Raw genomic sequence first — 25,468 nt, 5'->3', positions numbered from 1 at the left:
GGATCGGTGTCGGTCGACGGAGTTTGTGCTGCGATAAAGTGAACATTCGGGATCCGATCCGAAGAAGCGTCCTTTTTGCCTCGACAATAAGTTTACAAACGAACCAATCAACAAAATAAATTACAATCCTGATCTTCTAAGCCGGCGTCGAGGTTGAAGGTGCCGTAGTCGGTGAGCCTCCGACCGGTTCGGTTTCTTCCGTCGGATGCCGCGCCGATTGCTGCCGGAAAACGCGTCAGTATCGGCATAAAGAAAAAATCCCACTTCGGGATCCCGAAATTCCCCCGCTTCGGGATTCCGAAATTCGTCGCGTTTTGGGCGGTGTCGCCGTGGGGAAACATCCAATGATTTCAACACCCCAACCAATTTCGGGATTCCGAAGTGCTATATAGATTATGGTGGGGGTCTGGCTGACCGATGAAGCCAAGCGCTCGACAGGTTCGCCGGCCGTTGATTGAAGCTCGCCGCCTTTTCCCAAGTGGCGGAACGCTGCCAAAACGATGAAGGCGGGCGCTGTGGATCTCCTCACCAAGCCGGTGTCAGACCAGGCGCTGCTCGATGCGGTGATAGCCGGTATCGCTTTGGATGGCCCCGGCGCACGGAGGCGGTCATCGTCAAGCGCAATCTTGAACGTTTAGGGACGCTGACGCATCGCGAGCCCGAGATCCTACGCGAGGTGGTGACGCGCTGCGCCGTGCCAATGTCATGCGCAAGATGGAGGTCCGCTCCGTCGGTGAGCTGATCGGGGCATGGGAGACCTACCCCCGACGATGCGCGAGACCGGCGGACCTGGATTCTGACCAACCCCAACATCAGGTGCTCAGATGGCTTCGAGGGCTTTTGCTTCCCGGGCGATGAAATCGCAGACCAGTTTCACGCGCAACGGCACGGTGCGGCCAAAGGCGTGCAGTGCATTGAAGGGAGCGCTCGGGAACGCAAACCCCGCCGCGAGTGTAACAAGCGCGCCGCCTACCAGGTCTTTCGCGACCAGACATCGCAGAAGATGGGCCGCTCCCAGCCCACTGAGCGCAGCCTGAATGAGTGCGGCCCCTGAGTCGCAATCGACGCGCCCGAAGGGAATGAAGCTCGTCCCGTCCGGCAGGCGCAGAGGCTGCGTGACACCACCCAGCGCATAACGGGCAAAGGGCAGAGCCGCCAGCGCTTCGGCAGTTGCAGGATTGCCCCAGGTCTTCAGAAAGGTTGGGGACCCGACGATCGTCATCGGCAGGTCGGCCAGGTGACGAACCATGAGGTCTCCCGGCGCGGGATTTCCAACGCGCAGCGCAACGTCGTAGTCCTCCCTGATCAGATCGACGAACCGATCCGTAAGTCCGACTTCGAGATGCAGGTTCGGATAGTCGGCTGCAAAGCTTCCGAAGAGGCGCGGTAGCAGTAGAGGCGCCATTTCGCTGGGCATGCTGATGCGCAAGCGACCCGAGGGCGCAACGTCGGACCTGATCGCCTCTTCACTTGCATCCAGGTCCCGCAACAGTGGCGCAACGCGGTCGAAGAAAAGTTGCCCGTCTTGGGTAAGCGTCAGGGCGCGCGTGGAGCGCAGGAACAGCCGGGCGCCAATCTTCTTTTCCAGCCGCGCCACGCTCTTCGACACCGCTGACGGTGTCGTCGCCAGATCGCGGGCCGCGGCGCTGAACGATCCGGCCTCTACCGTCCGCACAAAAGCCATCAATCCGGGCATCTCGTTGAGCAGATTCGGCATTTGCACCTCCGCGGCACAGATCATGTGCCCGCCCATGATCTAATGACGAAGGGTGGCAGCGTTTATCTAATTTCTCGTTGAAAGGAGATAAACAATGCAACACCTCAAAGACAAGGTCGCCGTCATCACCGGCGGCAATAGCGGCATCGGCAAGGCGACCGCTCGGCTGTTCGCGGAAGAAGGAGCGCAGGTCATCATTTCCGGGCGCCGGCAGGATGCTGTCGACCGCGCAGTCCAAGAAATCGGTCCGTCGGCCATCGGCTTCGTGGGTGATGCCGCCGACCTGGAAGATCATCGCAGGCTGGCGGACACCGTGAAGAGCCGCTTCGGCGGGCTCGACATCTACATGGCCAATGCTGGGATCATCAATCTCACCACCTCCGCCGAGGTGACTCCGGCAGACTATGACCGGCATTTCGCAATCAATACGCGCGGCGTGTTCTTCGGCGTGCAGACGATCGCCCCTCTGATCCGCGACGGCGGAAACATCATCGTTACGAGCTCGCTCGCGGCCACGAAGATCCTCCCGGATCATACCGTCTATGCCGGTTCAAAAGCAGCAACCGCCGCCTTTGCGAAAAACTGGGCGATCGAATTCAAGTCGCGGCGGATCCGTGTCAACATCCTGAGCCCGGGACCGGTCGAGACGGAAATTCTCGCCAAGCTGGGCGTATCGGAGGCCGAGCGGCCGGCATTCGAAGATTACATGGCTTCCCTGATCCCCGCCGGCCGTCTCGGCCGACCGGAAGAGTTGGCGCGCGCCGCACTCTTCCTCGCCTCCGATGCAGGAAGCTTTGTCAACGGGATCGAGCTTCATGTCGATGGCGGCATGACCCTGGCTTAAAAGGCCTGCCCTTTGCCAGCCCCAACGGGCTCTACAACCTGTCGAAGCTGTCGGTCTGATGGCTGAGGCTCGACAGGTATCGAACGCATCAAGCCATCCGCAGCAGAACGGCCGCCACGAGCGCATGCATCTGACGTTGAAGAAGAAGGCCACCCGTCGGCCCGGCAAACGACCCTTCAACAGCAGACACGCTTCGATGACTTCATCAGCGAATTCAACGAAGAACGCCCGCACGAGGCGCTGGGAATGAGGCATCCGGCAGATATCTATCGGCCCTCAAACCGCTTCTACAAGGGTCTGCCTGAGATCGACTATCCCTTCCATGATCGCGAGGTGCTGGTCACCAATTGCGCCCTTGGTGCGTATCTTTCTTCTTATCGGTGCTCCGAAGATATTTTTGCTTCGGTAAATGACTTAATATATCAACATAAAATAGCGAATTTGTGAGATATATTTGTGAATAAAATTCAAGTGGTCAGAAAAGCGATAATAATATTATCCATCATACTGTTTCTATTTTGCTATCTTTTCATCAGGCGGGCGGAATATAGCGAAAGTATATATAGGGATTTTTCTGATGTGCTTCAATTTAGAGGTCCACTTGCTTTTATGACGTTTCTGTCTCCGCATATCTATCTGATGTTGATCTTGGCGATATTCTTGCATGTCTTGAGAGGAAAGCATGACGTAGTAAAGCAACTTATGTGGATCTGGGCAGCAATATTTATGCTCGGTTCGGCATGGACGACGCTTTTAATCTATGCAGTTAACAACGGTTAATTCCACTGAAGGAGAGATACTGTGGCAGAGCCGGCATCATCGCTCACACAGGAAACGACAGACTTTATCGTACATCTCGCTCGGCCGCGTCGCGCTTTTTTCTGAGCGCCTGTTCCTGCTCATATGACTTATGCGGGAAATGCTCGAAGCACCACCAGCGCGTTGGCGCGGCCGGGGATGGGCTGTAGCCCCATCCTCCCCATTCCTTGCATCCTGATGCTCGCAATAGTGCTCAACGATCACGTTAGCGCCTGGCGCGCTCGAATGGCCTTCAATGCTCATAGGTGCTTATCCTCGGCCCCCCGGCCTTGATCCTCTCTGATGGGAAGCTGCGGCATGCCTCCTATAAGGGGTTGCGCGATGAGCAGGATAACGCGGTGGTGTATGAGTTGGAATAACCCGCGAACTTCTACCGTCCGCAACCGATGCAAGGTTTGAGAACTCCCATTAGCGTCAAAAAGAGGAGGAGTGAGAACAAGGAGGTCATGAACACGAAAAGAGGCCAAATGATCAGGAACTTCTCTTTCGGCTTCGCCGTAAAGCGATCATCGTCGTCGAATTCGGACATTTTGGGACCGAAATCTTCGCTAAAATCGAAGCCGTTTTTATAATAGAAAATGAATGAGCGGATATACCAATACCAGCTGTGGGCGCAAAAGGCACCGAACACGAAGAACCCGAACCACAGCTGAACTTGCTCTTCAGTAGACACGACAATGCCGGCCGGTGCGCGACTGGAATTCACCCATTGAGACGCCGTTGTAGTGCCGAGCCTCGCATTCAGGCCCGCATCAATGGCCACCTGGCGGTTTTCTGCCGTCTGACAGCCGGCAATGACCACACTCAGAAAGCTGAAACTGATAGCGACGGGCGCGCGCTGTCGTGCTGCCCCGGTGCTGCCCCAACAAACGGAAATAGCCAGGCTTTCGCCTGGTGATTCGAACAAGTCTCTGAAAAGCTTAGGAAAACTGGAGCGGGCGAAGGGATTCGAACCCTCGACCCCAACCTTGGCAAGGTTGTGCTCTACCCCTGAGCTACACCCGCTCAATCCGCATCGGTCCGGGGTAGTTGTTGGACCGTGGGCGCCGCCTCGCGGCGACCGGCGCTATATGGCCTAACGGGTTTTCAAATGCAACAGGGAAATGACGGAGAGGCGAAGAAAAATTGTGGTGTTCACAGACGCCCGGCGGAAAGGCCGCAAATGCGGGGCAAAGCGTCGGTCGCAAAGATTGCCAAACGATGTGGACCGACTTAATCAGGACGCCTCGCTTTTTTCCCTTCCTGCCCAATGGATTGCCCCATGTCCGAAAATGCCCCGAAGACAAGAGAAGAATTGTTTGCCTTTCTCGATGGGCTCGGCATCGCCCATAAGACAGTCGACCATGCGCCGGTCTTCACTGTCGCCGAATCGGTCGCCCTGCGCGACGAGATCCCCGGCGGCCACACCAAGAACCTGTTCGTTAAAGACAAGAAGGACAGGTATTTTCTGCTGACCGTGGAGGAAAATGCTGCCGTCGACCTCAAGCAGGTGCATAATGCCATCGGCGGGTCCGGCCGGGTTTCCTTCGGCAGACCGGAGAAGCTGATAGAGTATCTCGGCGTCGCTCCGGGTTCGGTGACGGCGTTCGGCGCAATCAACGATACGGCCGAGAATGTCACCTTCGTGCTCGATGCTGAGCTGATGGCGCACGAGATCGTCAACTGCCATCCGCTATCCAACGATGCGACGACATCGATTGCGGGCAGCGATCTCATCCGTTTCATGGAAGCGACGGGACATAAGCCGCTTGTCTTGAAAGTGACGTCCTGACATACGATTTTAGCGCTAAAGCGCGTCGCGATCTTTTAGATTCGCTTGCCGCGCTTTAGTCTTTGGTTTTGTGCATGTCTTTATCGCAAAACCGCACCACAGTTTTGCGCGAGATGCTTTAGCAAAGACGCCGGCAGGATCGGCGCGGCGGGAGATACCTATGAGCGGCAGCGACAACCCCTATAACGGTTCCTTCGGAAATCAGATGACTGCGACGACAAGCTTCGGTGCTACGCCGGAACCCGCGGCTGCGGCCGGCAGCTACATCACGGAGACGACGACCGCGAATTTTTCCAAGGATGTCATCGAGGCATCGCGCAGCCAGCCGGTGCTGGTCGATTTCTGGGCGCCCTGGTGCGGTCCGTGCAAGCAGCTGACGCCGGTATTGGAAAAGGTGGTCAACGAAGCCAAAGGCCGTGTCCGGCTGGTCAAGATGAACATCGACGACCATCCGTCGATCGCCGGTCAGCTCGGCATCCAGTCGATCCCCGCCGTCATCGCCTTCGTCAACGGCCGTCCTGCCGACGGTTTCATGGGCGCGGTGCCGGAAAGCCAGATCCAGCAGTTCATCGACCGTATCGCCGGTCCGGCCGGCGCCGACGAGGCGGCGGAAATCGAAGCCGTGCTTGCGGAGGCGGCGGAACTGCTTGCCGCCGGCAATATCAACGAGGCCGCTCAGCTCTATGGCGCCGTGATGCAGGCCGATCCCGAGAATGCCAAGGCGCTTGCCGGCATGGCCGAATGCATGATCGCCGCCAACCAGCATCAGCGGGCGCGCGAAGTACTGACAGAATTGCCGGAAGAGCTGGCAAAAGATGCCGGCATCCAGGCCGTGCTGATGAAGCTCGAGCAGATCGAGGAAGCCCGCAAGCTCGGCGACCCCGTTGCGCTCGAGCGTGAACTGGCCGCCAATCCCGATGACCACGAGGCGCGGATCAAGCTTGCGAAGATCCGCAATGTCGAAGGCCGGCGCGACGAGGCGGCCGACCATCTGCTGCTGGTCATGCGCAAGGACCGTGCCTTCGACGATGACGGCGCCCGCCGCCAGCTGCTGCAGTTCTTCGAGGTCTGGGGCTTCAAGGACCCGGCGACGGTCGCAGCGCGCCGCAAGCTTTCGGCGATGCTGTTCTCGTAGGGCGCCGCGCGTCCGACAGGACACGTCACGGACGGTCTATCGCATTGAATCCGTGCGTGATCTTTTCCGAAAATCGATTCCGATTTTCGGGTATTCGCCACTGCATAATTCGTTAAATCGGAATCGATTTAGCGATTAAATTATGCAGCGATTCAAAGTGTTACAGCGCCGCGCGTCTAAAAAGACGCGCGGCGCTGTAAGTTTCGAGCATCTGCCCTTGCGTTTTCGGACGAGGGCACCACATTCTCGTCAAGACGGGCATGCCCGTTACAAGAATGCGGGACGGTTTCATGCAAGTCGGGAATGCCAGATACCTGAAGCCGGGCGATCTGCCTGATGTGATTGCTGTCTTTCCCCTGACCGGCGCCCTCCTCCTGCCGGCCGGGCAGCTTCCCCTCAACATTTTCGAGCCGCGCTATCTGGCGATGCTGGATGCCGCGCTGACCGGAAACCGGCTGATCGGCATGGTGCAGCCGGCGCTCGGCGAACATGAGGACAAGGGCGGCGAGCCCAACCTTGCTGCTGTCGGTTGCCTCGGCCGCATCACCTCCTTCGCCGAGACCGGCGACGGGCGCTATATCGTATCGCTGACCGGCGTTTGCCGCTTCCGGCTACTGGAGGAGAAAGCGACCAGCGATCCCTTCCGCACCTTCCGTATCGCCCCTTTTATCGCCGACCTCTCGGCCGAGAATGAGGAGGAGGCCGTCGACCGCGCAGCGCTTCTGACCGCCTTCAAAGCCTATCTCGATGCCAACAAACTGGAGGCGGACTGGGAGAGCGTCGAGCGGGCGAGCAATCTGACGCTCGTCAATTCGCTGGCGATGATGTCGCCCTTCGGGCCGGCGGAAAAACAGGCGCTGCTGGAAGCGCCCGACCTGAAGACGCGGGCTGAGACGTTGATCGCCATTACCGAAATCGTGCTGGCGCGCGTCTTCGGTGACTCCGACACGGTTCTGCAGTAGACTTCGGCCATGGACGAAAAACTCAGCCGCGTCGATCCCAAGCTGCTCGATCTGCTGGTCTGCCCGCTCTCCAAGGGCCGGCTTTCCTATGATCGCGAGCACAATGAACTTGTCTCGGAAAAGGCACGGCTTGCCTATCCGATCCGCGACGGCATTCCGATCATGCTGGTGTCCGAAGCCCGACGCCTCGACGATTAGTGCGAAGCGATTTTGCCGGAAACGCGGTAAACACAAGGTTAGATCGTCTCTCCGGCAAGCAGGCGGGGATTGTCCTTTGCCGTCGTTCCGGCCGCCTGGCCGATGAAGAAGGATTTGAGACGCGGCAGCCGGTCGACGATGCCGAGGCCGACGTCGCGGGCGATGCGGATCGGCGTCGCGTCGTTGGAGAAGAGCCGGTTCAGCACGTCGGTCGTCACCCCCATGCGGAAAGTGTCGAAGCGCCGCCAGGTCTGGTAGCGCTCGAGAATGTTGATCGAGCCGATATCCAGGCCGAGGCGGTCGGCCTCCACGATGGTTTCGGCAAGTGCCGCCACATCCTTGAAGCCGAGATTGAGCCCCTGACCCGAAATCGGGTGGATGCCGTGGGCGGCGTCGCCGGCCAGCGCGAAACGCGGCGCGACGAAGGCGCGGGCGAGCGTCAGGCCGAGCGGGAAGGCACGCTTGTCGCCGATCACTTTCAGGCTCCCAAGCTTGTGGCCGAAGCGGCGCTCGAGTTCTTCCTCGAAGATCAGGTCGTCGGCGGCGACCAGCCGGTTGGCATCCGGCGTGCGCTCCGTCCAGACGAGCGAGGAGCGGTTGTTCTTGAGCGGCAGGATGGCGAAGGGGCCGGCCGGCAGAAAATGTTCCTCGGCACAGCCGTCATGCGGCCGCTCATGCTCGACCGTCGCAACGATGCCGGACTGGCCGTAGTCCCAGGTGACGGTCCTGATGCCGGCGAGATCGCGCAACGTCGAGCGCACGCCGTCGCAGGCAACCAGCAGCCGGGTTTCCAGCGCGCTGCCGTCCGAGAGCGTGACGGTGGCATGGGTGTCGTGGGTCTTCAGCTCCGTCGCGCCAAGCCCGTGGCGGATGTCGATGCCGAGCCGTTCGCAGGCGCCGCGCAGGGCGGCGACCATCGCGACATTCGGGATCATGTGGGCGAACGGCCGGCCGTCGGCCACTTCGCCGTCGAAGGTCAGAAATACCGGACGCACCGGATCGGAGGTCTTGGAGTCGGTGACGATCATCTTGGTGATCGGCTGGGCCTCCGGCTCGATCTCCTTCCAGATGCCGAAGACTTCGAGCATCTTCGCTGCCGCCGCGATGATGGCGGAAGCGCGCGTATCGTTTTTCCAGACATGTTCGGGGGCCGCCTCGACAACGGCGACATTCAGGTGGGGTGCTGCCTGTTTGACCGCGACAGCGGCGGAAAGGCCGACATAACCCCCGCCCACAACCAGCATATCCAGCATCGCGCCGCTCCCGTACCTTGTGCCTCAGATGTGACCTATATAGATCATCGCAACTTCACTTCCTACCGCTGGGAGACATGGAAATGACGGGCGAGACATCAGGGCCTTCGGCGATGGAGACGCTGCTTTCGACGCTCGACCTCGAGCCGATCGAGGTCGATATCTTCCGCGGCCGCAGCCCCAAGGTCGGCTGGCAGCGGGTCTTCGGCGGCCAGGTGATCGGCCAGGCGCTGATGGCGGCGCAGCGGACCATCGACAGCGAGCGTTTCGTCCATTCGCTGCATGCTTATTTCATGCGTCCCGGCGATCCCTCGGTGCCGACCATCTACCAGGCGGAGCGCATCCGCGACGGATCGAGCTTCAACACGCGGCGCGTCGTCGCCATCCAGCACGGCAAGGCGATCTTCGCGCTGTCGGCCTCCTTCCAGGTGGAGGAGCCGGGCTTCGAGCACCAGATCGCGATGCCCGAGGTCGAGATGCCGGAGGCGCTGCTCGGCGAGCAGCAGATCAAGGAACAGTATCTGGCGCACGCGCCGGAAGCGATCCGAAAATACTGGCAGCGTGAGCGGCCGATCGAGATCCGCCCCGTCTCGCTGACGCATTATTTTTCCGACAGGAAGCTCGATCCCAAACAGGATGTCTGGGTGCGCGCCACCGGCCCGGTTCCCGACGACCGGCTCTATCAGGCGGCGGTGCTTGCCTATCTTTCGGACATGACGCTGCTCGATACGTCGCTCTATGCGCACGGAACGTCCATCTTCGACCAGAGCCTGCAGGTGGCGAGCCTCGATCACTCGATGTGGTTCCACAGACCCTGCAAACTCGACGACTGGCTGCTTTATACGCAGGACAGTCCGTCGGCTTCAGGCGCCAGAGGATTAACCCGGGGTAGCCTATTTACACGATCCGGTAGCCTGATTGCATCGGTCGCGCAGGAAGGCCTGATTCGGAAAAAGGCAAATGAATAAATAATGTGCAACTTTATAAATTTGCGCGTTATTTGTGCGCTTATTGGCCAATCATTTGCCTGTTTATTGGCACTCTTTATTATAACCTTTACTTTTCAATAACTTACGTCTTGCTTCGAATCTGGCACGTCCCTTGAATGTGTATTGGCCGGTCGCTGTTCAGGAATGTCAGCGGCAAGGAGAGTCGGCTCCGCGCCGAGGATAACGAAGGATGGGAAACCAGATGAAAATTGTGATGGCCATTATCAAGCCGTTCAAGCTCGATGAGGTCCGCGAAGCCCTTACGGCGATCGGTATTCAGGGGCTGACCGTAACCGAGGTGAAGGGCTACGGGCGCCAGAAGGGGCACACCGAAATCTATCGCGGCACCGAATATGCAGTCAGCTTCCTGCCGAAGCTCAAGATCGAAATCGCGGTTGCATCGGAACTCGTCGACAGGGCGGTCGAGGCCATCGCGGCAGCGGCCAAGACCGGTCAGATCGGTGACGGCAAGATCTTCGTCTATTCGATCGACCATGCCGTGCGCATCCGTACGGGCGAAACCGATTCAGAAGCGCTGTAAGAACGGCAGATCAAGGAGCTTTTTCCAATGTCAATTTCGAAGTTTTCTTCCACCTTTGCGCGGATTTGCGCAGCTTCGGCCGCGCTTCTCGCGCCGGCCGTCGCTTTCGCGCAGGAGGCTGCGCCAGCCGCCACTGCCGCTGCTGCTCCTGCTCTCACGATGGATAAGGGTGATAATACCTGGATGCTCGTCTCCTCGGCGCTTGTCCTGCTGATGACCATCCCCGGCCTTGCGCTTTTCTACGGCGGTCTCGTGCGCGCCAAGAACATGCTCTCGGTGCTGATGCAGGTCTTCATGATCACGGCCGTCGTGGCGCTGATCTGGGTGACCTACGGCTATTCGCTCGCCTTCACCGACGGCGGTTCGCTGAACAGCTTCGTCGGCGGCTTCTCCAAGGCCTTCCTTGCCGGCGTCAACACCTCGTCGCTCGTAGAAACCTTCTCGAAGGGCGTCGCCATTCCGGAATACACCTTCATCGTGTTCCAGATGACGTTTGCCTGCATCACGCCCGGCCTGATCGTCGGCGCGTTCGCCGAGCGCATCAAGTTCTCGGCCGTCATACTCTTCGTCGTGCTCTGGGTCACCTTCATCTACTTCCCGATGGCGCACATGGTCTGGTTCTGGGGCGGTCCGAGCTCCTACACCTCGCCGGCCGGCCTGATCTTCTCCTACGGCGCAATCGACTTCGCCGGCGGCACGGTCGTTCACATCAATGCCGGTATCGCGGGCCTCGTCGGCGCCATCATGCTCGGCAAGCGCACGGGCTATAAGAAGGAAATCATGGCTCCGCATTCGATGACGCTGACCATGGTCGGAGCCTCGCTGCTCTGGGTCGGCTGGTTCGGCTTCAATGCCGGCTCCAACCTCGAAGCCAATGCCTACGCTTCTCTCGCCATGATCAACACCTTCGTCGCAGCGGCGGCCGCCGCTGTGTCCTGGTGCATCGTCGAAACCCTCACCCGCGGCAAGGCCTCCATGCTCGGTGGCGCTTCCGGCGCGGTTGCCGGTCTCGTCGCCATCACCCCGGCGGCAGGCTTTGCCGGCCCGATGGGCTCGATCGTTCTCGGCCTCCTCGTTTCGCCGGCCTGCTACTTCTTCGTTGACGTCGTGAAAAACAAGTTCAACTACGACGACAGCCTCGATGTCTTCGGCGTCCATTGCGTCGGCGGCATCATCGGCGCTCTCGGCACCGGTATCCTCGTCAACCCGGCACTCGGCGGTGCAGGCATCGTCGACTACTCCACAGCCGATTTCGCGGCCTCCTATGCCGGCACGGCAACCCAGGTCTGGAACCAGGCCAAGGGCGTCCTGACGACGCTGCTGTGGTCCGGTATCGGTTCGGCGATCCTCTACAAGATCGTCGACGTCGTCATCGGCCTGCGGGTGACCGTCGAAGCCGAACGCGAAGGTCTCGACCTTTCGACCCACGGCGAAGCTGCCTACCACTCTTCCTGATCACAGGGTTTGCGGCGCCCGGCAAAAGGGCGCCGCTTCACAGCCCGTCGCGGCCTATCTAACCATAGACCGCATTTCGCCCGGACCTTTCAAGGTTCGGGCCTTTTTCATTTCCCTGTCCGGAATTGTCGTCCAGCCATGCATGGTTAACATCGCTTTAACCCGGCTCTGATTAGGTAGAACGGACGCATTTTGGCACGGCGAAGCTTCAGCGATTCGCGTGTCCTCAGGCATTGGACGGGTTAGACACATGGCAAGAAGCACGTCGCCGGCAATGGATGGCCGTCCGGATCGGTTCTCCTTCTCGGCATTCATGCTGCGGCAGATCCAGGCGCTCATCGGCTTTGCGATCTTTCTGCTACTGGCGTTCTGCGTCGCGGCGCTGGCGACATGGAATGTTGCGGATCCGAGCTATTCCTACGCGACCGCCAACCTGCCGACGAATATTCTCGGCTACAGCGGTGCTGCCTTTGCCGATATCGTCATGCAGTTCCTCGGGCTTGCCAGCGTCGTTTCGATGCTGCCGATCGTCGCCTGGGCGCTGACGCTGATCTCGGGCCGCCGCTTCAGCCGTATTCCTGCCCGTGCCGGCGCCTGGTTCGGCGGTTCGGTGCTTTCCTGCGCCGTCCTCGGCTGCTTTCCGCCGCCGCTCACCTGGCCGATCCCGAACGGCATCGGCGGTGTCATCGGCGACATGATCCTGCGTTTTCCCGCACTCTTCGTCGGCGCCTATCCGACGGGCACCTTCGCCATGGTCGTCGGCTGCATCTTCGCCGCACCGACCGCCTGGCTGATGCTGTTTGCATCAGGCCTTGTCGGCCGCAGCGACGCCGACGAGGAGATCGAGGAAGACTACGTCGATACGCGCAGCAAGGCCCGCGTCGTCGGAGACGAGGACGAGGAGGAAGACGAGTCCCGCTGGGTCGCTCTCAGCGGTGCCGTGACGCATGCCTGGTACATGAGCCAGGGCCGGCTGCGTCGGCTGTTCGGCATGGGGCCGCGCAAGCGGCGCCAGGGCGATTACGAATCACCTTATGATTTCAACGATGACGAGTTCGGCACGCTGAACGAACCGGTGCGCGCCAAGGCGCCGACCGTCCGCGGCGAGCGCATGGAGCCGTCGATGGAACCATCGATGGGAGCAAGGATGGCTTCGCCCCGGCGCATCGTCTCCGCACCGTCGCTGTCTGTCGATGACGACGATGACAATGACGACGACCTGCCCTTCGATAACGACATGCCGCCGCGCCCGGCCGATATCCTGCCCGACGACGATGACGACGACTGGATGATCCGAGCACCGGCAAAGGCGGCCGGCAAGCCGGAACCGCGCGTCGTCCCCGTCGTCGCACGTCCGAAGCCCAGCGCCCGCATCGAGCGAGAGGCGCAGGGCTCGTTCATCCGTCCCGAGGGTTTCCAGCTTCCCTCGATGCATCTGCTCGCCGAACCGAAGAATGTCGTGCGCGACTCCACGCTTTCGGCCGATGCGCTGGAACAGAACGCCCGCATGCTCGAAGGCGTGCTTGAGGATTTCGGCGTCAAGGGCGAGATCATCCATGTCCGTCCCGGTCCCGTCGTCACGCTCTACGAACTGGAGCCGGCGCCTGGCATCAAGTCGTCACGCGTCATCGGCCTTGCCGACGATATCGCCCGCTCGATGAGCGCGATTGCCGCCCGCGTGGCCGTCGTGCCCGGCCGCAACGCGATCGGCATCGAATTGCCGAACCAGACGCGCGAGACCGTCTATCTGCGTGAACTCATCGCCTCCCGAGATTTCGAAGGCAGCAAGGCGAAGCTCGCCATGGCGCTCGGCAAAACGATCGGCGGCGAAGCCGTGATCGCCGATCTCGCCAAGATGCCGCATCTGCTCGTCGCCGGCACCACCGGTTCCGGCAAGTCGGTCGCCATCAACACGATGATCCTGTCGCTGCTCTACCGCATGACGCCGGAACAGTGCCGGCTGATCATGATCGACCCGAAGATGCTGGAACTCTCCGTCTATGACGGCATCCCGCACCTGCTTTCGCCTGTCGTCACCGATCCGAAGAAGGCCGTCGTCGCGCTCAAATGGACCGTGCGCGAGATGGAAGAGCGCTACAAGAAGATGTCGAAGATCGGTGTGCGCAACATCGATGGCTTCAACACCCGCGTCGAGCAGGCGCTGTCGAAGGGCGAGGCGATCTCGCGCACGGTGCAGACCGGATTCGACCGCCATACCGGCGAGGCGATGTACGAGACCGAAGAATTCGATCTGCGGCCGATGCCCTATATCGTCGTGATCATCGACGAGATGGCCGACCTGATGATGGTCGCCGGCAAAGACATCGAAGGCGCCGTCCAGCGTCTGGCGCAGATGGCGCGTGCCGCCGGCATCCACGTGATCATGGCGACACAGCGTCCGTCGGTCGACGTCATCACCGGCACGATCAAGGCAAACTTCCCGACGCGCATCTCCTTCCAGGTGACTTCGAAGATCGACAGCCGCACCATTCTCGGCGAACAGGGTGCCGAACAGCTGCTCGGCATGGGCGACATGCTCTACATGGCGGGTGGCGGGCGTATCCAGCGCGTGCACGGCCCGTTCGTTTCTGATGTCGAGGTGGAAGAGATCGTCTCCTACCTGAAGACCCAGGGCTCGCCGCAATATCTCGACGCGATTACCGCCGATGACGATGAGGACGGCGATTACGGCGGTGGTGGAGGCGGTCCGGCCGGCACGTCCAATCTTTCCGAATCGGAAGATCCCTACGATCAGGCGGTCGCCATCGTGCTGCGCGACGGCAAGGCGTCGACCTCCTACGTGCAGCGCCGACTTGGCATCGGCTACAACCGTGCCGCCTCGCTCGTCGAGCGCATGGAGAAGGAGGGTATCATCGGACCAGCCAACCACGCCGGCAAACGCGAAATTTTGGTTCCGACCGAAGGCGACATCCTCGACCGCTGACATAACAGGCATATATTTCCAATACAGCCGCTTTTGCGGAAACCTGATAGCATCGAAGCCGTTACCTCTCGCAGGCCGATCGCAACGCCTTGAAGACGCCGCCTTTCGGCAGCATGCAGATCGCATAAAGGAGATTTAGATGAGTCACTCCGATACCTTCCTCTCCGGCCTGACGGTAACGCGCCGCGACCTTCTCGGCGCCTTTGCCGTCGCTGCGATAGCGAGCGCCATTCCCCTTGGCGCTTATGCGCAGGCGGCAGCTCCCGCCTCCGGCACGGCGCAGGCGATCGCCGATCATTTTTCCGGCGTTACGACGATGCAGGGCGAATTCGTGCAGTTCGGCCCGCGCGGCGAACAGACCGGCGGCAAGTTCTTCATCCAGCGCCCCGGCAAACTGCGCTTCAACTATGACGATCCGTCGCCGATGCGGGTGATCGCCGACGGCAAGAACGTCGCCATCGGCAATATGAAGCTGAAGACCTGGGATCTCTATCCGCTCTCCAAGACCCCGCTCAGCCTGCTTCTGGCGCAGCGTATCGATCTGTCGGCCGGCATGGTGAAGGGCGTGAAGGAAGAGTCTGACCTGACGACGATCGCACTCGGCAACAATACGGTGTTCGGAAACTCGACCATTACCATGATGTTCGACCCGAAGACCTACGATCTGCGGCAGTGGACGATCACCGACAATCAGGGCAAGGACACCTCGGTGATGATCTTCAATGTCAAAACCGGCATGCAGTTCGAGGATCGCGTCTTCCGCGTTCCCTATGAGACCATTCCAGGCACGCCGCAATCGCGCGATTGAGACCTTTTCGGTTGATCGGCCGCTCCTTTTACAAGCGGCCGGTTCCCTCGCGTCCGCCTTTGTTTTAAAGCCCTTTCATGAAAGCGTGAAGGGGTATGGGTATGGGTTTTTCGATCACCACCTGGAACATCAATTCGGTGCGGCTACGCATGCCCATCGTCGAGCAGCTCGTTCTCAAGCACAGGCCCGATATCCTCTGCCTGCAGGAAACCAAGGTGACGAACGAGCTGTTTCCGGCGGCCCCGCTCAGGGCGATGGGCTACAATCACATCATCATCCATGGCCAGAAGGGCTATCATGGCGTGGCGATCGCCTCGCGCATTCCGTTGACCGAGGATCACCGGCAGGATTATTGCGGCGTCGGCGATGCGCGCCATATCTCGGCGATCTTCGAGCACGGCAATCGTCGCGTTCGGCTGCACAATTTCTACGTCCCGGCCGGCGGCGACGAGCCGGATCGCACGATCAATCCGAAATTCGGCCACAAGCTCGATTTCATCGAGGAGATGAAGCTGCTGAAAGCCAATGGCGAGGCCAACACCTCAGCCATCCTCGTAGGTGACCTCAACATCGCGCCGCTGGAGCATGATGTCTGGTCGCACAAGCAGCTTCTGAAGATCGTCAGCCATACGCCCGTCGAAACCGAGGGGCTGCTCGAGGTGATGAAGCGCGGCGCCTGGCTCGATCTTATGCGCCAGCATGTGCCTGAAAACGAGAAGCTCTACACCTGGTGGAGCTACCGTGCCAAGGATTGGGAGGCCGCCGATCGCGGCCGCCGTCTCGACCATATCTGGTCGTCGTCGGATCTCGGGCCGCATCTAAAGCGGATAGAAATCCTGAAGGAGGCGCGCGGTTGGGATCGTCCCTCCGACCACGTACCGGTCACGGCGCATTTCGATTTCTAGAGCGATGCGGTTCAGCTTTTCGCAAAGCGAGAACTGCTCTAACCGGGATCAGCTGAAGCGGTAGAACTGGCTTGCGGCCTTTGCCGCAAGCTCGGCGAGATTGTCGCGGATGCGGTTCTCGATCAGCCGGGCTGCGTCCGGATATTCTTCGATCAGCCGGTGGAAGAGGGCGCGGGTGATGCGGATGATGCTGGTATCCTCGCGCGCTACCGCGGTGAACTTGCGCTCCACCAGCGTCACCAGCGCCAGCTCGGAAACCAGGGTACCGGGGCCGGCGATTCCCTCTGTCCTCTGCATGCCGTCACTGCTCGTCGCGCTCAGCTCCAGGCTGCCGCTGAGGATGACATAGGCGCTCTCGGCGGGCGAGCCCTGGCGAAACAGCATCTGGCCGGCAGCGATCATGCGCCGGTCGGCGCCGAAGGCGATCAACCGCAGCTGATCCTCGCTCATGTCCTTGAACAGAGGAAGCTGCGCGAGCATGTGGATGTCGTCGGTCAGCGCCATGCGGGCTTTTCGCCTTAGAGCAATTCCAGCAAAACCGCGTCGCGGTTCTGCGTCCGAAATTGAGTGAAAACAAAGAGATAGAGCATTCCCGCGATTCGGAGGAAAACGGAACTGCTCTAGGGTATGATCTTGTAGCCGCCGTTTTCCGTGACGAGGATTTCGGCATTGGAGGGATCGCGCTCGATCTTCTGGCGCAGGCGATAGACGTGGGTTTCCAGCGTATGCGTCGTCACCCCGGAATTATAGCCCCAGACCTCTTCGAGCAGTACGTCGCGGGTGACGACCTTCTGTTCGGCGCGGTAGAGATAGCGGATGATCGCCGCTTCCTTTTCCGTCAGCCGGATCTTCTGGCCGTTATCGGTGGTCAAAAGCTTCTGGCTCGGCTTGAAGAGGTAGGGTCCGACGGTGAAGGTCGCGTCCTCGCTCTGCTCATGCTGGCGCAGCTGCACGCGGATGCGCGCGAGCAGCACGGCGAAGCGGAAGGGCTTAGTGACATAGTCGTTGGCGCCGGCTTCGAGGCCGAGGATCGTGTCCGAATCGGTATCGTGGCCGGTCAGCATGATGATCGGCGCCTTGAAACCGCCCTTGCGCAGCAGCTTCACTGCCTCGCGGCCGTCCATATCGGGCAAGCCGACATCCATGATCAGCAGGTCGATCGGCGTTGCGCGGGCGGTCGCGACACCTTTGCCGGCGTTGGCTTCCTGCAGAACCGTGAATTCCTCATACAGCGACAATTGCTCCGTCAGCGTCTGCCGAAGGTCATCGTCGTCATCCACCAGAAGAATGGTGCGTGCGGTCATGCCGTTTGCGTCCTCGTGTTAAGTTCCCTAGTCCTACGCCAAATTCCTGGTTTGGCAAGGATCGGGCAGCGGGCTGTTGCCGGGTCGGTTTCGATATGATTTCAATCGAAGCCCCAGACAAGGCACGACATGCGAGAAAAATGGAAAAAGCAAGGCAGAGGCGGGGTATAACGCCATCGACGATGGTGGTGCGTCCTGCGCCGGGGCGCAGGAGCCGGGCGATCGTCCGGCTCGGCGCCATCACCGTGCCTGCTGCGATCGGCCGCTCCGGCCGCACCGTGATGAAACGCGAGGGCGACGGCGCCACGCCGATCGCCTCGATGAAGCTGATATCCGGCTTCCGGCGCGGCGAGCGGAACGGCCGGCTCGTCACTCCACTTTCCATCCGCCGCATCCGCCCCGACATGCTCTGGTGCGATCAGTCCGGCAGTGCCAGCTATAACCGCCTCGTCCGGGCGCCGTCCGGCGTAAGTCACGAGGAGATGCGGCGCAGCGACGGGCTCTACGACATCTGCCTGGTGATGGACTGGAACATCTCCTCGCGTGCGCGCAATCGCGGCTCGGCGATCTTCTTCCATCTCATCAGGCCGGGCTACGAGCCGACGGCGGGCTGCGTGGCGGTGAGCCTGCGCGACATGCGCCGACTGCTGCCTCACCTTCGAAAGGGAACGATTGTCTGCGTCGTCTGATTGTTTTCCGGATGCGGTCGCCTATATGCCTCCGGTGACCGAACGCTCCGGCTGAAATGCGTTCTGGGACGTCCGCAAGCGCGGGCGCAATTCATGCCTCGTCCAATTCTTCAAACTCCCGGAGATATATTGTGACCGCTCAACCCATCATCACTTTCCATGACGGACATTCCATTCCGCAAGTCGGCCTCGGCGTCTGGCAGACGCCGCAGGACATTGCCGCTCCCACCGTGCGCACGGCAATCGCCGCCGGCTATCGTCATATCGATACGGCTTCCGGTTACGACAACGAAGAGGGCGTCGGCGAAGGCATCCGCTCTTCCGGCCTCGACCGCAAGGATATCTTCGTCACCACCAAGCTCAGGAACGACGACCAGGGCTACGACAATGCGCTGCGGGCCTTCGACGGCAGCCTGAAGAAGCTCGGTTCCGAATATGTCGACCTCTACCTCATTCACTGGCCGTCGCCGCATCGCGGCCTCTATACGGAGACCTGGAAGGCTTTCGCCCGCATCCGGGAAGAGGGCCGCGCCCGCTCGATCGGCGTGTCGAACTTCAATCCTGAACATCTCGAACGCATCATCGGCGAAACCGGTGTCGTTCCCGTCATCAACCAGATCGAGCTGCATCCCGATTTCCAACAGAAGGCGGCGCAGGAGGTTCACAAGAAGCTTGGTATCGCCACCGAATCCTGGAGCCCGCTCGGCCAGGGCAAGTTCATCTCGAACGCGGTGATAGGCGAGATCGCCAAAAAGCATCAGAAGACGCCGGCTCAGGTCATCATTCGCTGGCACATCGACAGCGGCCTCGTCGTCATCCCGAAATCGGTGACGCCGTCGCGTATCGAGGAGAATTTCCAGGTGTTCGACTTCAAGCTCGACGCCGACGATATGGCCGCGATCGCCAAGCTCGACAGCGCCGGTGCCCGCATGGGGCCGGATCCGATGACGGCAACCTTCTGATCGTCGTCTCGATTATCGCCAGGCAAGGGTCGTCCCGCAAAAGACCGCATGCGGTAGCCGTTTTATAAGGCGATCGAGGCGGGCGGCATAAAATGTGAAGCCCACCGATGCGCAGCGGCATCGGTGGGCTTTTGATTGTTATCCGTTTTGACGGATCAGTTCCACTCGCGGATATCGACGAAGTGACCGGCGATCGCGGCTGCGGCGGCCATTGCCGGCGAGACGAGGTGCGTGCGGCCCTTGAAGCCCTGACGGCCTTCGAAGTTGCGGTTCGAGGTCGAAGCGCAGCGCTCACCCGGCTTCAGACGGTCGTCGTTCATCGCAAGACACATGGAGCAGCCCGGCTCGCGCCAGTCGAAACCCGCGGCCTTGAAGATCTTGTCGAGGCCTTCGGCTTCCGCCTGTTCCTTGACGAGGCCGGAGCCCGGCACGATCATCGCGTCGACGGTCGGGGCAACCGTCTTGCCCTCAACGACCTTGGCGACTTCGCGCAGATCCTCGATGCGGCCGTTGGTGCAGGAGCCGATGAAGACGCGGTCGAGCGTGATGTCGGTCATCTTCGTGCCCGGCTTCAGGCCCATATAGTCAAGCGCGCGCCACTTGGAGGTGCGCTTGGTTTCGTCCGGAATGTCGTCCGGGTTCGGAACGATGCCCTGGACGGAGATGACATCCTCGGGCGAGGAGCCCCAGGAAACGATCGGCGGCAGGCTGGCGGCGTCGAGCACGACGACGCGGTCGTAATGAGCGCCCTCGTCGGTCTGCAGCGTCTTCCAGTAGGCGATCGCCTGTTCGAGCGCCTCGCCCTTCGGTGCGCGCGGCTTGCCCTTGATATATTCGAAGGTCTTTTCGTCAGGGGCGATCAGGCCGGCGCGCGCGCCGCCTTCGATCGTCATGTTGCAGATGGTCATACGGCCTTCCATCGACAGCGCGCGGATCGCTTCGCCGGCAAATTCGATGACGTGGCCGGTGCCGCCGGCTGTGCCGATCTCGCCGATGATGGCAAGGATGATGTCCTTGGCGGTAACATGCGGCGGAAGCACGCCGTCGACCCGCACCAGCATGTTCTTCGCCTTCTTCTGGATCAGCGTCTGGGTCGCCAGCACATGCTCGACCTCGGAGGTGCCGATGCCGTGCGCCAGCGCGCCGAAGGCGCCATGCGTCGAGGTGTGGCTGTCGCCGCAGACGATGGTCATGCCGGGCAGGGTGAAGCCCTGTTCCGGACCGACGATGTGGACAATGCCCTGGCGCTTGTCGCTTGCCGAATAATATTCGACACCGAATTCGGCGGCATTGGTCGCCAGCGCTTCCACCTGGATGCGGCTTTCCTCGTTCTTGATGCCGAGATGGCGGTCGGGCGAGGTCGGAACGTTATGGTCGACGACCGCGAGCGTCTTTTCCGGCGCGCGAACCTTGCGGCCGGTCATGCGCAGGCCTTCGAAAGCCTGCGGCGAGGTGACTTCGTGGACCAGATGGCGGTCGATGTAGAGAAGACAGGTGCCGTCCGGCTGTTCGTCGACCAGATGATCGTCCCAGATCTTGTCGTAGAGGGTACGCGGTGCGCTCATGGCGTTAAGTCCGTTTCTTGGAAGCTTTGGAAAATCGAGAAATGGCGGATCAGGCTCCGCCGGCCGTCATTCGATCAACGAAGTCGGCTGTTGAGCGCGCCGGACACGCACGCAAAAAACCGCGCCGGCAGGCGATAATGGTCCTGCAGCACGAAAATATGCGCACCAATGCATCTGAACTTGGATTCCATGGCCCTGCATATAGCGATTTTTCGCGGCAGCTTCAATTTGAATCATCAGCAGACGCTCTGCGACCCCTCAGTGGTGCGGCTATTGGTGCCGTCACCGCGACTTCATCCATTTCTCCGTCCGCCGCAGCGCCAGCGACAGGCCGATCGTCAGGATCAGATAGATATAGGTGACGATCGAATAGGTCTCGAAGAAGCGGAAGGAACCGGCGGCATAGACCTTGCCCATCTGGGTGATGTCGGCGACGCCGAGCACGGAGACGAGCGAGCTGTCCTTCACCATCGAGACGAAATCGTTGGAGAGCGGCGGGAAGATCACCCGGATCGCCTGCGGGAAGACGACGGAGCGAAAGCGCCGGTAGCGCGACAGGCCAAGCGCCTTGGCCGCCTCGATCTGGCCGAGATCGACCGACTGGAAGCCGGCCCGGAAGATTTCGGCGATGAAGGAGGAATAACCGACCGTCAGCGCGATGATCGCTCGCCACATCAGCGAGAGGTCGCGCACCAGGATGGGTTCGGCCATGCCTGATGTCACCAGCGGTGAAATCAGGAAGTTGTAGGCTGCGACCAGGGTCGGCGCGCCGACGAAGGCGACGTAGAACAGCAGCACGAGGATAGGGATGCCGCGGATGATCTCGATGTAGAATCTCGCGATCTGACGCAACACCTGGCTGTCGGCCATGCCGAGCAGGCAGATGCCGAGGCCGAGTACGGTGGCGAGCACGAAGGCGACCAGCGTGACGAAGACGGTGACGCAGACACCGTTGACGACGGTGCGGAAGACCTGGGCATAGATATCGTTGGCGACGATGACGGCGGCAAGCACGATGCCGATCGTGACGAGGGCGACCAGCCACCAGGGATAGTCGTCCTTGACGTATCTGTCGCGAGATGGTCGCAGGGCCATTAGTCGTTTTTCGGCGTCATTCGCCCATCTTGTAGTCGAGGAACCACTTCTTGTTCAGCCCATCCAGTGTGCCGTCGGCCTTGAGTGCGGCGATGGCGGCATTGACCGGGGCGACGAGGTCGGAGCCCTTCGGGAAGATGAAGCCGAAATCCTCGGTGCCGAGCGGTTCGCCGATCAGCTTCAAGGCGCCGTTCGAGGCATCGACATAACCCTTGCCGGCGGTGCCGTCGGTCAGCACGACGTCGACGTCGCCGGCCTTCAGGGCCTGGACGGTGGCGCCGAAGGTTTCGAAGAGTTTGATGCGGGGGTTCTGCTCGTTGCCATCAAGCACTTCATAGACGGCGGTGTAGAAGGGCGTGGTGCCGGGCTGTGCGCCGACCAGGCCATCCTTGAATTCGCCGAAGGACTTGGCATCGGTGAAGCGCGTCTCGTCGCCGCGCACCAGCATGAACTGCTGCGAGCGCATATAGGGATCGGAGAAATCCACCTTCTGCTTGCGGTCTTCCTTGATGGTGATGCCGGTCATGCCGATGTTGTACTGGCCGTCGGACACCGCCTGGATCATCGCGTCCCAGCTGGTGTTCTGGTATTCGACCTTGAAATTCAGCCGCTTGGCGATCTCGTTCATCGCATCATATTCCCAGCCGATCGCCTTGCCGGACTTCGGATCGACGAATTGCAGCGGCGGATAGGCATTCTCGGTGACGACGACGACGCTCTTGCCGCCGAGATCGGGCAGTTCGGCGGCTAATGCGGCGAGGGGTGCAAGAGCAAGGGCGGCGAAGCTCGCAAGAACGGTACGGCGAAACAACATTGAACGGTTCCCCAAATTGAACGGCAAAAACTGTCACGGAAGATAGGCCTGAGGCAAGGCCGCCGGCTGCGCACCGAAGCAAAAAATAGAAAAGGCGACCCGAAGGCCGCCTTTCCAAGCAAAGAATTTTGCGTGGCGCAGATCTTATTCTGCTGCCGGTTCCGCTGCAGCGGCGGCTGCTTCTGCGGCGGCCTTTTCAGCGGCAGCCTTGGCTTCCGCAGCTTCTGCTGCTGCCCTCTCGGCGGCGAGCGCCTGAGCTGCTGCCACCTTTTCAGCTTCGATGCGTGCCTTTTCCTCGGCAATGGCGGCGCGCTCGGCGTCGTTGAGCTTGCGGGCGCGAACGCCGGTGTCTTCAACGATACGGGCAGACTTGCCGCGACGGTCGCGCAGGTAATAGAGCTTGGCGCGACGGACCTTACCGCGGCGAACGACGTCGACGCTTTCGATCATCGGCGAGTAGACCGGGAATACGCGCTCGACGCCTTCACCGTAGGAGATCTTGCGGACGGTGAAGTTTTCCTGCAGGCCGCCGCCCGAGCGGGCGATGCAGACGCCTTCATAGGCCTGAACGCGGGTACGGGTGCCTTCCGTGACCTTGACGTTGACGCGGACAGTGTCGCCGGGGGAAAATTCGGGAAGCGTGCGCTTGGCTTCGATCTTGGCGGCCTGTTCGGCCTCAAGCTGCTGAATGATGTTCATCGTCTTAACCTTTGGTTCTTCTGAAACAGCCAGAGCGCTCGACACTGATCCTTCGGAACTGGCCTCAGGACTTTGCCCATCAAGGGCGGGAGCGGATTCGCCATTCTTTGTTTGCTGGCAGACGGGGATAAACCCCATTTCCGCGTGCGCCAATACACGAAAGGCCAGGGCTTGTCATCCCTTGGACGGCATTTTTGTGAAAAGGGCTGCGAAATCAGCCGTTTTTCTTGCTTTTGGCCTTTTCCAGCAGATCCGGCCGCCGCTCCTGCGTCAGCCGCACCGCTTCCTGATGCCGCCATTTCTCGATCGCGCCGTGGTTGCCCGAGGCGAGGATCGCGGGGATTTCCCGGCCTTCCCATTCCTGCGGCCGGGTATAATGCGGATGTTCCAGCAGTCCGCCTTCAAAGCTTTCGTGCAGGCCGGAAAGATCGTTGCCCATGACACCAGGCAGGATGCGGATGATGGCATCGAGCACGATCAGCGCCGCCGGCTCGCCGCCTGACAGCACGCAGTCGCCGATCGAGACCTCTTCCAGTCCGCGCGCCTCGATCACCCGCTGGTCGACGCCCTCGAAGCGGCCGCAGACGATGATGACGCCGTCGCCCGCCGCGAGCACGCGCACACGCTCCTGCGTCAGCGGCCGTCCGCGCGGGCTCATCAGCAGCCGCGGGCGGGTATCGTTTTCTGAGGCGCTGTCGATCGCGCGGGCGAGAATGTCTGGTTTCAGCACCATGCCGGCGCCGCCGCCTGCCGGGGTGTCGTCGACGGTGCGGTGTCTGTCGGTGGCGAAGTCGCGAATCTGCACCGTGTCCAGCGACCATTGTCCCCGCTCCATCGCCTTGCCGGCGAGCGAGAAGCCCAGATGCCCCGGAAACATTTCCGGATAAAGTGTCAGCACGCTCGCCCGGAAAGCCATTACTTCTTCTTTTTCGGCTTGTCGGGAGTGAATTTCGAAAGCTCTTCGGGATCGTCGACCAGACCCGCCGCCAGCGGATCGATCAGCAGCGTGCCGGCCTCGAGGTCGATCTCCAGCACCGAGGCTTCGGAGAAGGGGATCAGCACCGGGCGCTTGCCCGGACCTTTGAGTTCCAGCAGGTCGCCGGCGCCGAAATCGAAGACCCCGGTGACTGTGCCATAGCTGACACCCTTGTCGTCGCGCGCTTCGAGCCCTTCGAGATCGGCATAGTAGAACTCGTCGTCCTCCAGCTCCTCGTCCGGCAGATTGTCCCGCTCGATATAGAGTTCAAGCCCGTTCAGGGCCTCGGCGGCATTGCGGTCGTTGACGCCGCGGAAACGGACGACGACCACATTCTTCATCTCGCGGATTTCGAGGACTTCGAAGCTGCGGCCGTCCATGCTGTGCAGATGGCCGTAGTCGCCAAGCGCGCCGGGATCGGCCGTATAGGCCTTGGCGCGCACCTCGCCCCGGAGGCCTTGCGCGCCACCGATCGTCGCCATCAGAACGGGGTTTTCAAGCTTGGTCATGGGTTCCTTCATGTGAAGCCGAAAGACAGGTTTCTCATAAACGAAGTGCGTGCGATTGGAAACGAAAACGGGCGGCATGTCGCCATGCCGCCCGCTCGAAGGAGTGTCGCGATTATTCCGCGGCGTCGGCGGCAGCAGCAGCGTCGGCGACCTTCTGAGCCTTTTCGGCGGTGCGTTCCTGGGCGCGCTTGCCGGGCTTTGCCTTGACCGGGTTGTTCTTGGCTTCGCGCTTGGCAACGCCTGCCTCGTCGAGGAAGCGCAGAACGCGGTCGGTCGGCTGGGCGCCGTGTTCGATCCAGTGCTTGATGCGCTCGGCGTTCAGCTGAACGCGCTTCTCATCATCCTTGGCAAGCATCGGGTTCCAGGAACCGAGGTTTTCGAGGAAGCGGCCGTCACGCGGGCTGCGCGCATCGGCGAGAACGACGTGGTAGTACGGGCGCTTCTTGGAACCACCGCGGGCGAGACGAATTTTCAGTGCCATGTTCTTTACTCCTTGGGCTTTTCTTGACCGCTT

The 25,468-nt window shown here is 60.8% G+C and carries 26 protein-coding genes, 1 tRNA gene and 3 pseudogenes; 15 read left to right on the top strand and 15 right to left on the bottom strand.

Annotated features, from left to right (window positions below; all coding sequences use genetic code 11):
- Window positions 1-107: 107 nt before the first annotated feature.
- Window positions 108-341, bottom strand: coding sequence for a hypothetical protein (locus BS630_RS13855; RefSeq protein WP_231284985.1), 234 nt, complete (start codon window positions 339-341; stop codon window positions 108-110).
- Between the two features lie 153 nt (window positions 342-494).
- Between BS630_RS13855 and BS630_RS37950 the strand changes: the two are divergent.
- Window positions 495-800, top strand: a pseudogene (locus BS630_RS37950) (response regulator transcription factor); the annotation flags it as partial.
- Window positions 801-820: 20 nt separating this feature from the next.
- Here BS630_RS37950 and BS630_RS13845 read toward each other — a convergent pair.
- Window positions 821-1,753 (bottom strand): LysR family transcriptional regulator, encoded by a 933-nt coding sequence (locus BS630_RS13845; RefSeq protein ID WP_165503789.1) that lies wholly within the window; start codon window positions 1,751-1,753, stop codon window positions 821-823.
- Between the two features lie 58 nt (window positions 1,754-1,811).
- On the opposite strand from BS630_RS13845, the gene BS630_RS13840 reads away from it, so the two are divergent.
- On the top strand, window positions 1,812-2,561 hold the full coding sequence (locus BS630_RS13840) for an SDR family NAD(P)-dependent oxidoreductase (RefSeq protein WP_027666963.1): 750 nt from the start codon (window positions 1,812-1,814) through the stop codon (window positions 2,559-2,561).
- 2 nt (window positions 2,562-2,563) lie between these two features.
- Window positions 2,564-3,008: pseudogene (locus tag BS630_RS38645) on the top strand (integrase core domain-containing protein); the annotation flags it as partial.
- 397 nt (window positions 3,009-3,405) lie between these two features.
- Here the strand turns inward: BS630_RS38645 and BS630_RS37945 are convergent.
- The 3 genes and pseudogenes from BS630_RS37945 to BS630_RS13815 form a co-directional block, all read right to left on the bottom strand.
- Window positions 3,406-3,623: pseudogene (locus BS630_RS37945) on the bottom strand (hypothetical protein).
- Between the two features lie 127 nt (window positions 3,624-3,750).
- Window positions 3,751-4,287, bottom strand: a complete 537-nt coding sequence (locus BS630_RS38530; protein WP_312876030.1) for a hypothetical protein — start codon at window positions 4,285-4,287, stop codon at window positions 3,751-3,753.
- Window positions 4,288-4,310: 23 nt separating this feature from the next.
- Window positions 4,311-4,385, bottom strand: a tRNA-Gly gene (locus BS630_RS13815).
- Between the two features lie 256 nt (window positions 4,386-4,641).
- On the opposite strand from BS630_RS13815, the gene BS630_RS13810 reads away from it, so the two are divergent.
- The 4 genes from BS630_RS13810 (at window position 4,642) to BS630_RS13795 (ending at window position 7,446) form a co-directional block, all read left to right on the top strand.
- Complete coding sequence (locus BS630_RS13810) at window positions 4,642-5,151, top strand: prolyl-tRNA synthetase associated domain-containing protein (RefSeq protein WP_077977901.1); 510 nt, start codon at window positions 4,642-4,644, stop codon at window positions 5,149-5,151.
- Between the two features lie 160 nt (window positions 5,152-5,311).
- A complete protein-coding gene (trxA, locus tag BS630_RS13805; RefSeq protein WP_077977900.1) occupies window positions 5,312-6,286 on the top strand; it encodes a thioredoxin in 975 nt (324 codons plus the stop codon).
- A gap of 275 nt (window positions 6,287-6,561) precedes the next feature.
- Window positions 6,562-7,248 (top strand): LON peptidase substrate-binding domain-containing protein, encoded by a 687-nt coding sequence (locus BS630_RS13800; protein WP_020052065.1) that lies wholly within the window; start codon window positions 6,562-6,564, stop codon window positions 7,246-7,248.
- Window positions 7,249-7,257: 9 nt separating this feature from the next.
- The gene (locus tag BS630_RS13795; protein WP_017962471.1) at window positions 7,258-7,446 is read left to right on the top strand and encodes a Trm112 family protein; all 189 of its coding nucleotides are present in this window, start codon (window positions 7,258-7,260) and stop codon (window positions 7,444-7,446) included.
- 38 nt (window positions 7,447-7,484) lie between these two features.
- Here BS630_RS13795 and BS630_RS13790 read toward each other — a convergent pair whose 3' ends face one another.
- Window positions 7,485-8,699, bottom strand: coding sequence for a ubiquinone biosynthesis hydroxylase (locus BS630_RS13790; RefSeq protein WP_077977899.1), 1,215 nt, complete (start codon window positions 8,697-8,699; stop codon window positions 7,485-7,487).
- A gap of 83 nt (window positions 8,700-8,782) precedes the next feature.
- On the opposite strand from BS630_RS13790, the gene tesB reads away from it, so the two are divergent.
- The 6 genes from tesB (at window position 8,783) to BS630_RS13760 (ending at window position 16,341) form a co-directional block, all read left to right on the top strand.
- Complete coding sequence (gene tesB, locus BS630_RS13785; protein ID WP_077978078.1) at window positions 8,783-9,667, top strand: acyl-CoA thioesterase II; 885 nt, start codon at window positions 8,783-8,785, stop codon at window positions 9,665-9,667.
- A gap of 211 nt (window positions 9,668-9,878) precedes the next feature.
- On the top strand, window positions 9,879-10,229 hold the full coding sequence (locus tag BS630_RS13780) for a P-II family nitrogen regulator (protein WP_017962468.1): 351 nt from the start codon (window positions 9,879-9,881) through the stop codon (window positions 10,227-10,229).
- 27 nt (window positions 10,230-10,256) lie between these two features.
- On the top strand, window positions 10,257-11,684 hold the full coding sequence (locus tag BS630_RS13775) for an ammonium transporter (RefSeq protein WP_077977898.1): 1,428 nt from the start codon (window positions 10,257-10,259) through the stop codon (window positions 11,682-11,684).
- A gap of 250 nt (window positions 11,685-11,934) precedes the next feature.
- Window positions 11,935-14,628, top strand: a complete 2,694-nt coding sequence (locus BS630_RS13770; protein ID WP_077977897.1) for a DNA translocase FtsK — start codon at window positions 11,935-11,937, stop codon at window positions 14,626-14,628.
- A gap of 139 nt (window positions 14,629-14,767) precedes the next feature.
- The gene (locus BS630_RS13765) at window positions 14,768-15,436 is read left to right on the top strand and encodes an outer membrane lipoprotein carrier protein LolA (protein ID WP_077977896.1); all 669 of its coding nucleotides are present in this window, start codon (window positions 14,768-14,770) and stop codon (window positions 15,434-15,436) included.
- Window positions 15,437-15,537: 101 nt separating this feature from the next.
- The gene (locus BS630_RS13760) at window positions 15,538-16,341 is read left to right on the top strand and encodes an exodeoxyribonuclease III (protein WP_026230959.1); all 804 of its coding nucleotides are present in this window, start codon (window positions 15,538-15,540) and stop codon (window positions 16,339-16,341) included.
- Window positions 16,342-16,389: 48 nt separating this feature from the next.
- On the opposite strand, the gene BS630_RS13755 is transcribed toward BS630_RS13760, so the two are convergent.
- The gene (locus tag BS630_RS13755; RefSeq protein WP_017962463.1) at window positions 16,390-16,845 is read right to left on the bottom strand and encodes a cyclic nucleotide-binding domain-containing protein; all 456 of its coding nucleotides are present in this window, start codon (window positions 16,843-16,845) and stop codon (window positions 16,390-16,392) included.
- A 116-nt stretch (window positions 16,846-16,961) separates the two neighbouring features.
- Window positions 16,962-17,645, bottom strand: coding sequence for a response regulator transcription factor (locus tag BS630_RS13750; protein WP_017995455.1), 684 nt, complete (start codon window positions 17,643-17,645; stop codon window positions 16,962-16,964).
- A gap of 167 nt (window positions 17,646-17,812) precedes the next feature.
- On the opposite strand from BS630_RS13750, the gene BS630_RS13745 reads away from it, so the two are divergent.
- Window positions 17,813-18,334: a L,D-transpeptidase family protein gene (locus BS630_RS13745; RefSeq protein ID WP_077978077.1), complete on the top strand. Its 522-nt coding sequence runs from the start codon at window positions 17,813-17,815 to the stop codon at window positions 18,332-18,334.
- Window positions 18,335-18,465: 131 nt separating this feature from the next.
- Window positions 18,466-19,296 (top strand): aldo/keto reductase, encoded by an 831-nt coding sequence (locus BS630_RS13740; RefSeq protein WP_077977895.1) that lies wholly within the window; start codon window positions 18,466-18,468, stop codon window positions 19,294-19,296.
- Window positions 19,297-19,451: 155 nt separating this feature from the next.
- On the opposite strand, the gene leuC is transcribed toward BS630_RS13740, so the two are convergent.
- From leuC to rpsP, 7 genes are all read right to left on the bottom strand, one after another.
- Window positions 19,452-20,861 (bottom strand): 3-isopropylmalate dehydratase large subunit, encoded by a 1,410-nt coding sequence (gene leuC / locus BS630_RS13735; protein WP_025396357.1) that lies wholly within the window; start codon window positions 20,859-20,861, stop codon window positions 19,452-19,454.
- A gap of 282 nt (window positions 20,862-21,143) precedes the next feature.
- Entirely contained in the window at window positions 21,144-21,956 is an 813-nt protein-coding gene (locus BS630_RS13730; RefSeq protein WP_077977894.1) for an amino acid ABC transporter permease, read from the bottom strand.
- A 16-nt stretch (window positions 21,957-21,972) separates the two neighbouring features.
- A complete protein-coding gene (locus BS630_RS13725) occupies window positions 21,973-22,770 on the bottom strand; it encodes a basic amino acid ABC transporter substrate-binding protein (RefSeq protein WP_077977893.1) in 798 nt (265 codons plus the stop codon).
- Window positions 22,771-22,914: 144 nt separating this feature from the next.
- Entirely contained in the window at window positions 22,915-23,469 is a 555-nt protein-coding gene (gene rplS / locus BS630_RS13720; protein ID WP_077977892.1) for a 50S ribosomal protein L19, read from the bottom strand.
- A gap of 214 nt (window positions 23,470-23,683) precedes the next feature.
- Window positions 23,684-24,385, bottom strand: coding sequence for a tRNA (guanosine(37)-N1)-methyltransferase TrmD (gene trmD / locus BS630_RS13715; RefSeq protein ID WP_077977891.1), 702 nt, complete (start codon window positions 24,383-24,385; stop codon window positions 23,684-23,686).
- Window positions 24,385-24,954: a ribosome maturation factor RimM gene (gene rimM, locus BS630_RS13710; protein WP_029767597.1), complete on the bottom strand. Its 570-nt coding sequence runs from the start codon at window positions 24,952-24,954 to the stop codon at window positions 24,385-24,387. The genes trmD and rimM overlap by 1 nt, the downstream gene beginning before the upstream one ends.
- A 112-nt stretch (window positions 24,955-25,066) precedes the next feature.
- Complete coding sequence (gene rpsP, locus BS630_RS13705; protein WP_077977890.1) at window positions 25,067-25,435, bottom strand: 30S ribosomal protein S16; 369 nt, start codon at window positions 25,433-25,435, stop codon at window positions 25,067-25,069.
- Between the last annotated feature and the right edge of the window lie 33 nt (window positions 25,436-25,468).

This window comes from Rhizobium laguerreae (assembly GCF_002008165.1).
GTDB classification, from domain to species: domain Bacteria; phylum Pseudomonadota; class Alphaproteobacteria; order Rhizobiales; family Rhizobiaceae; genus Rhizobium; species Rhizobium laguerreae.
Note: the sequence above shows the minus strand (reverse complement) of the source record. Positions and strands in the feature narration are given on the sequence as shown.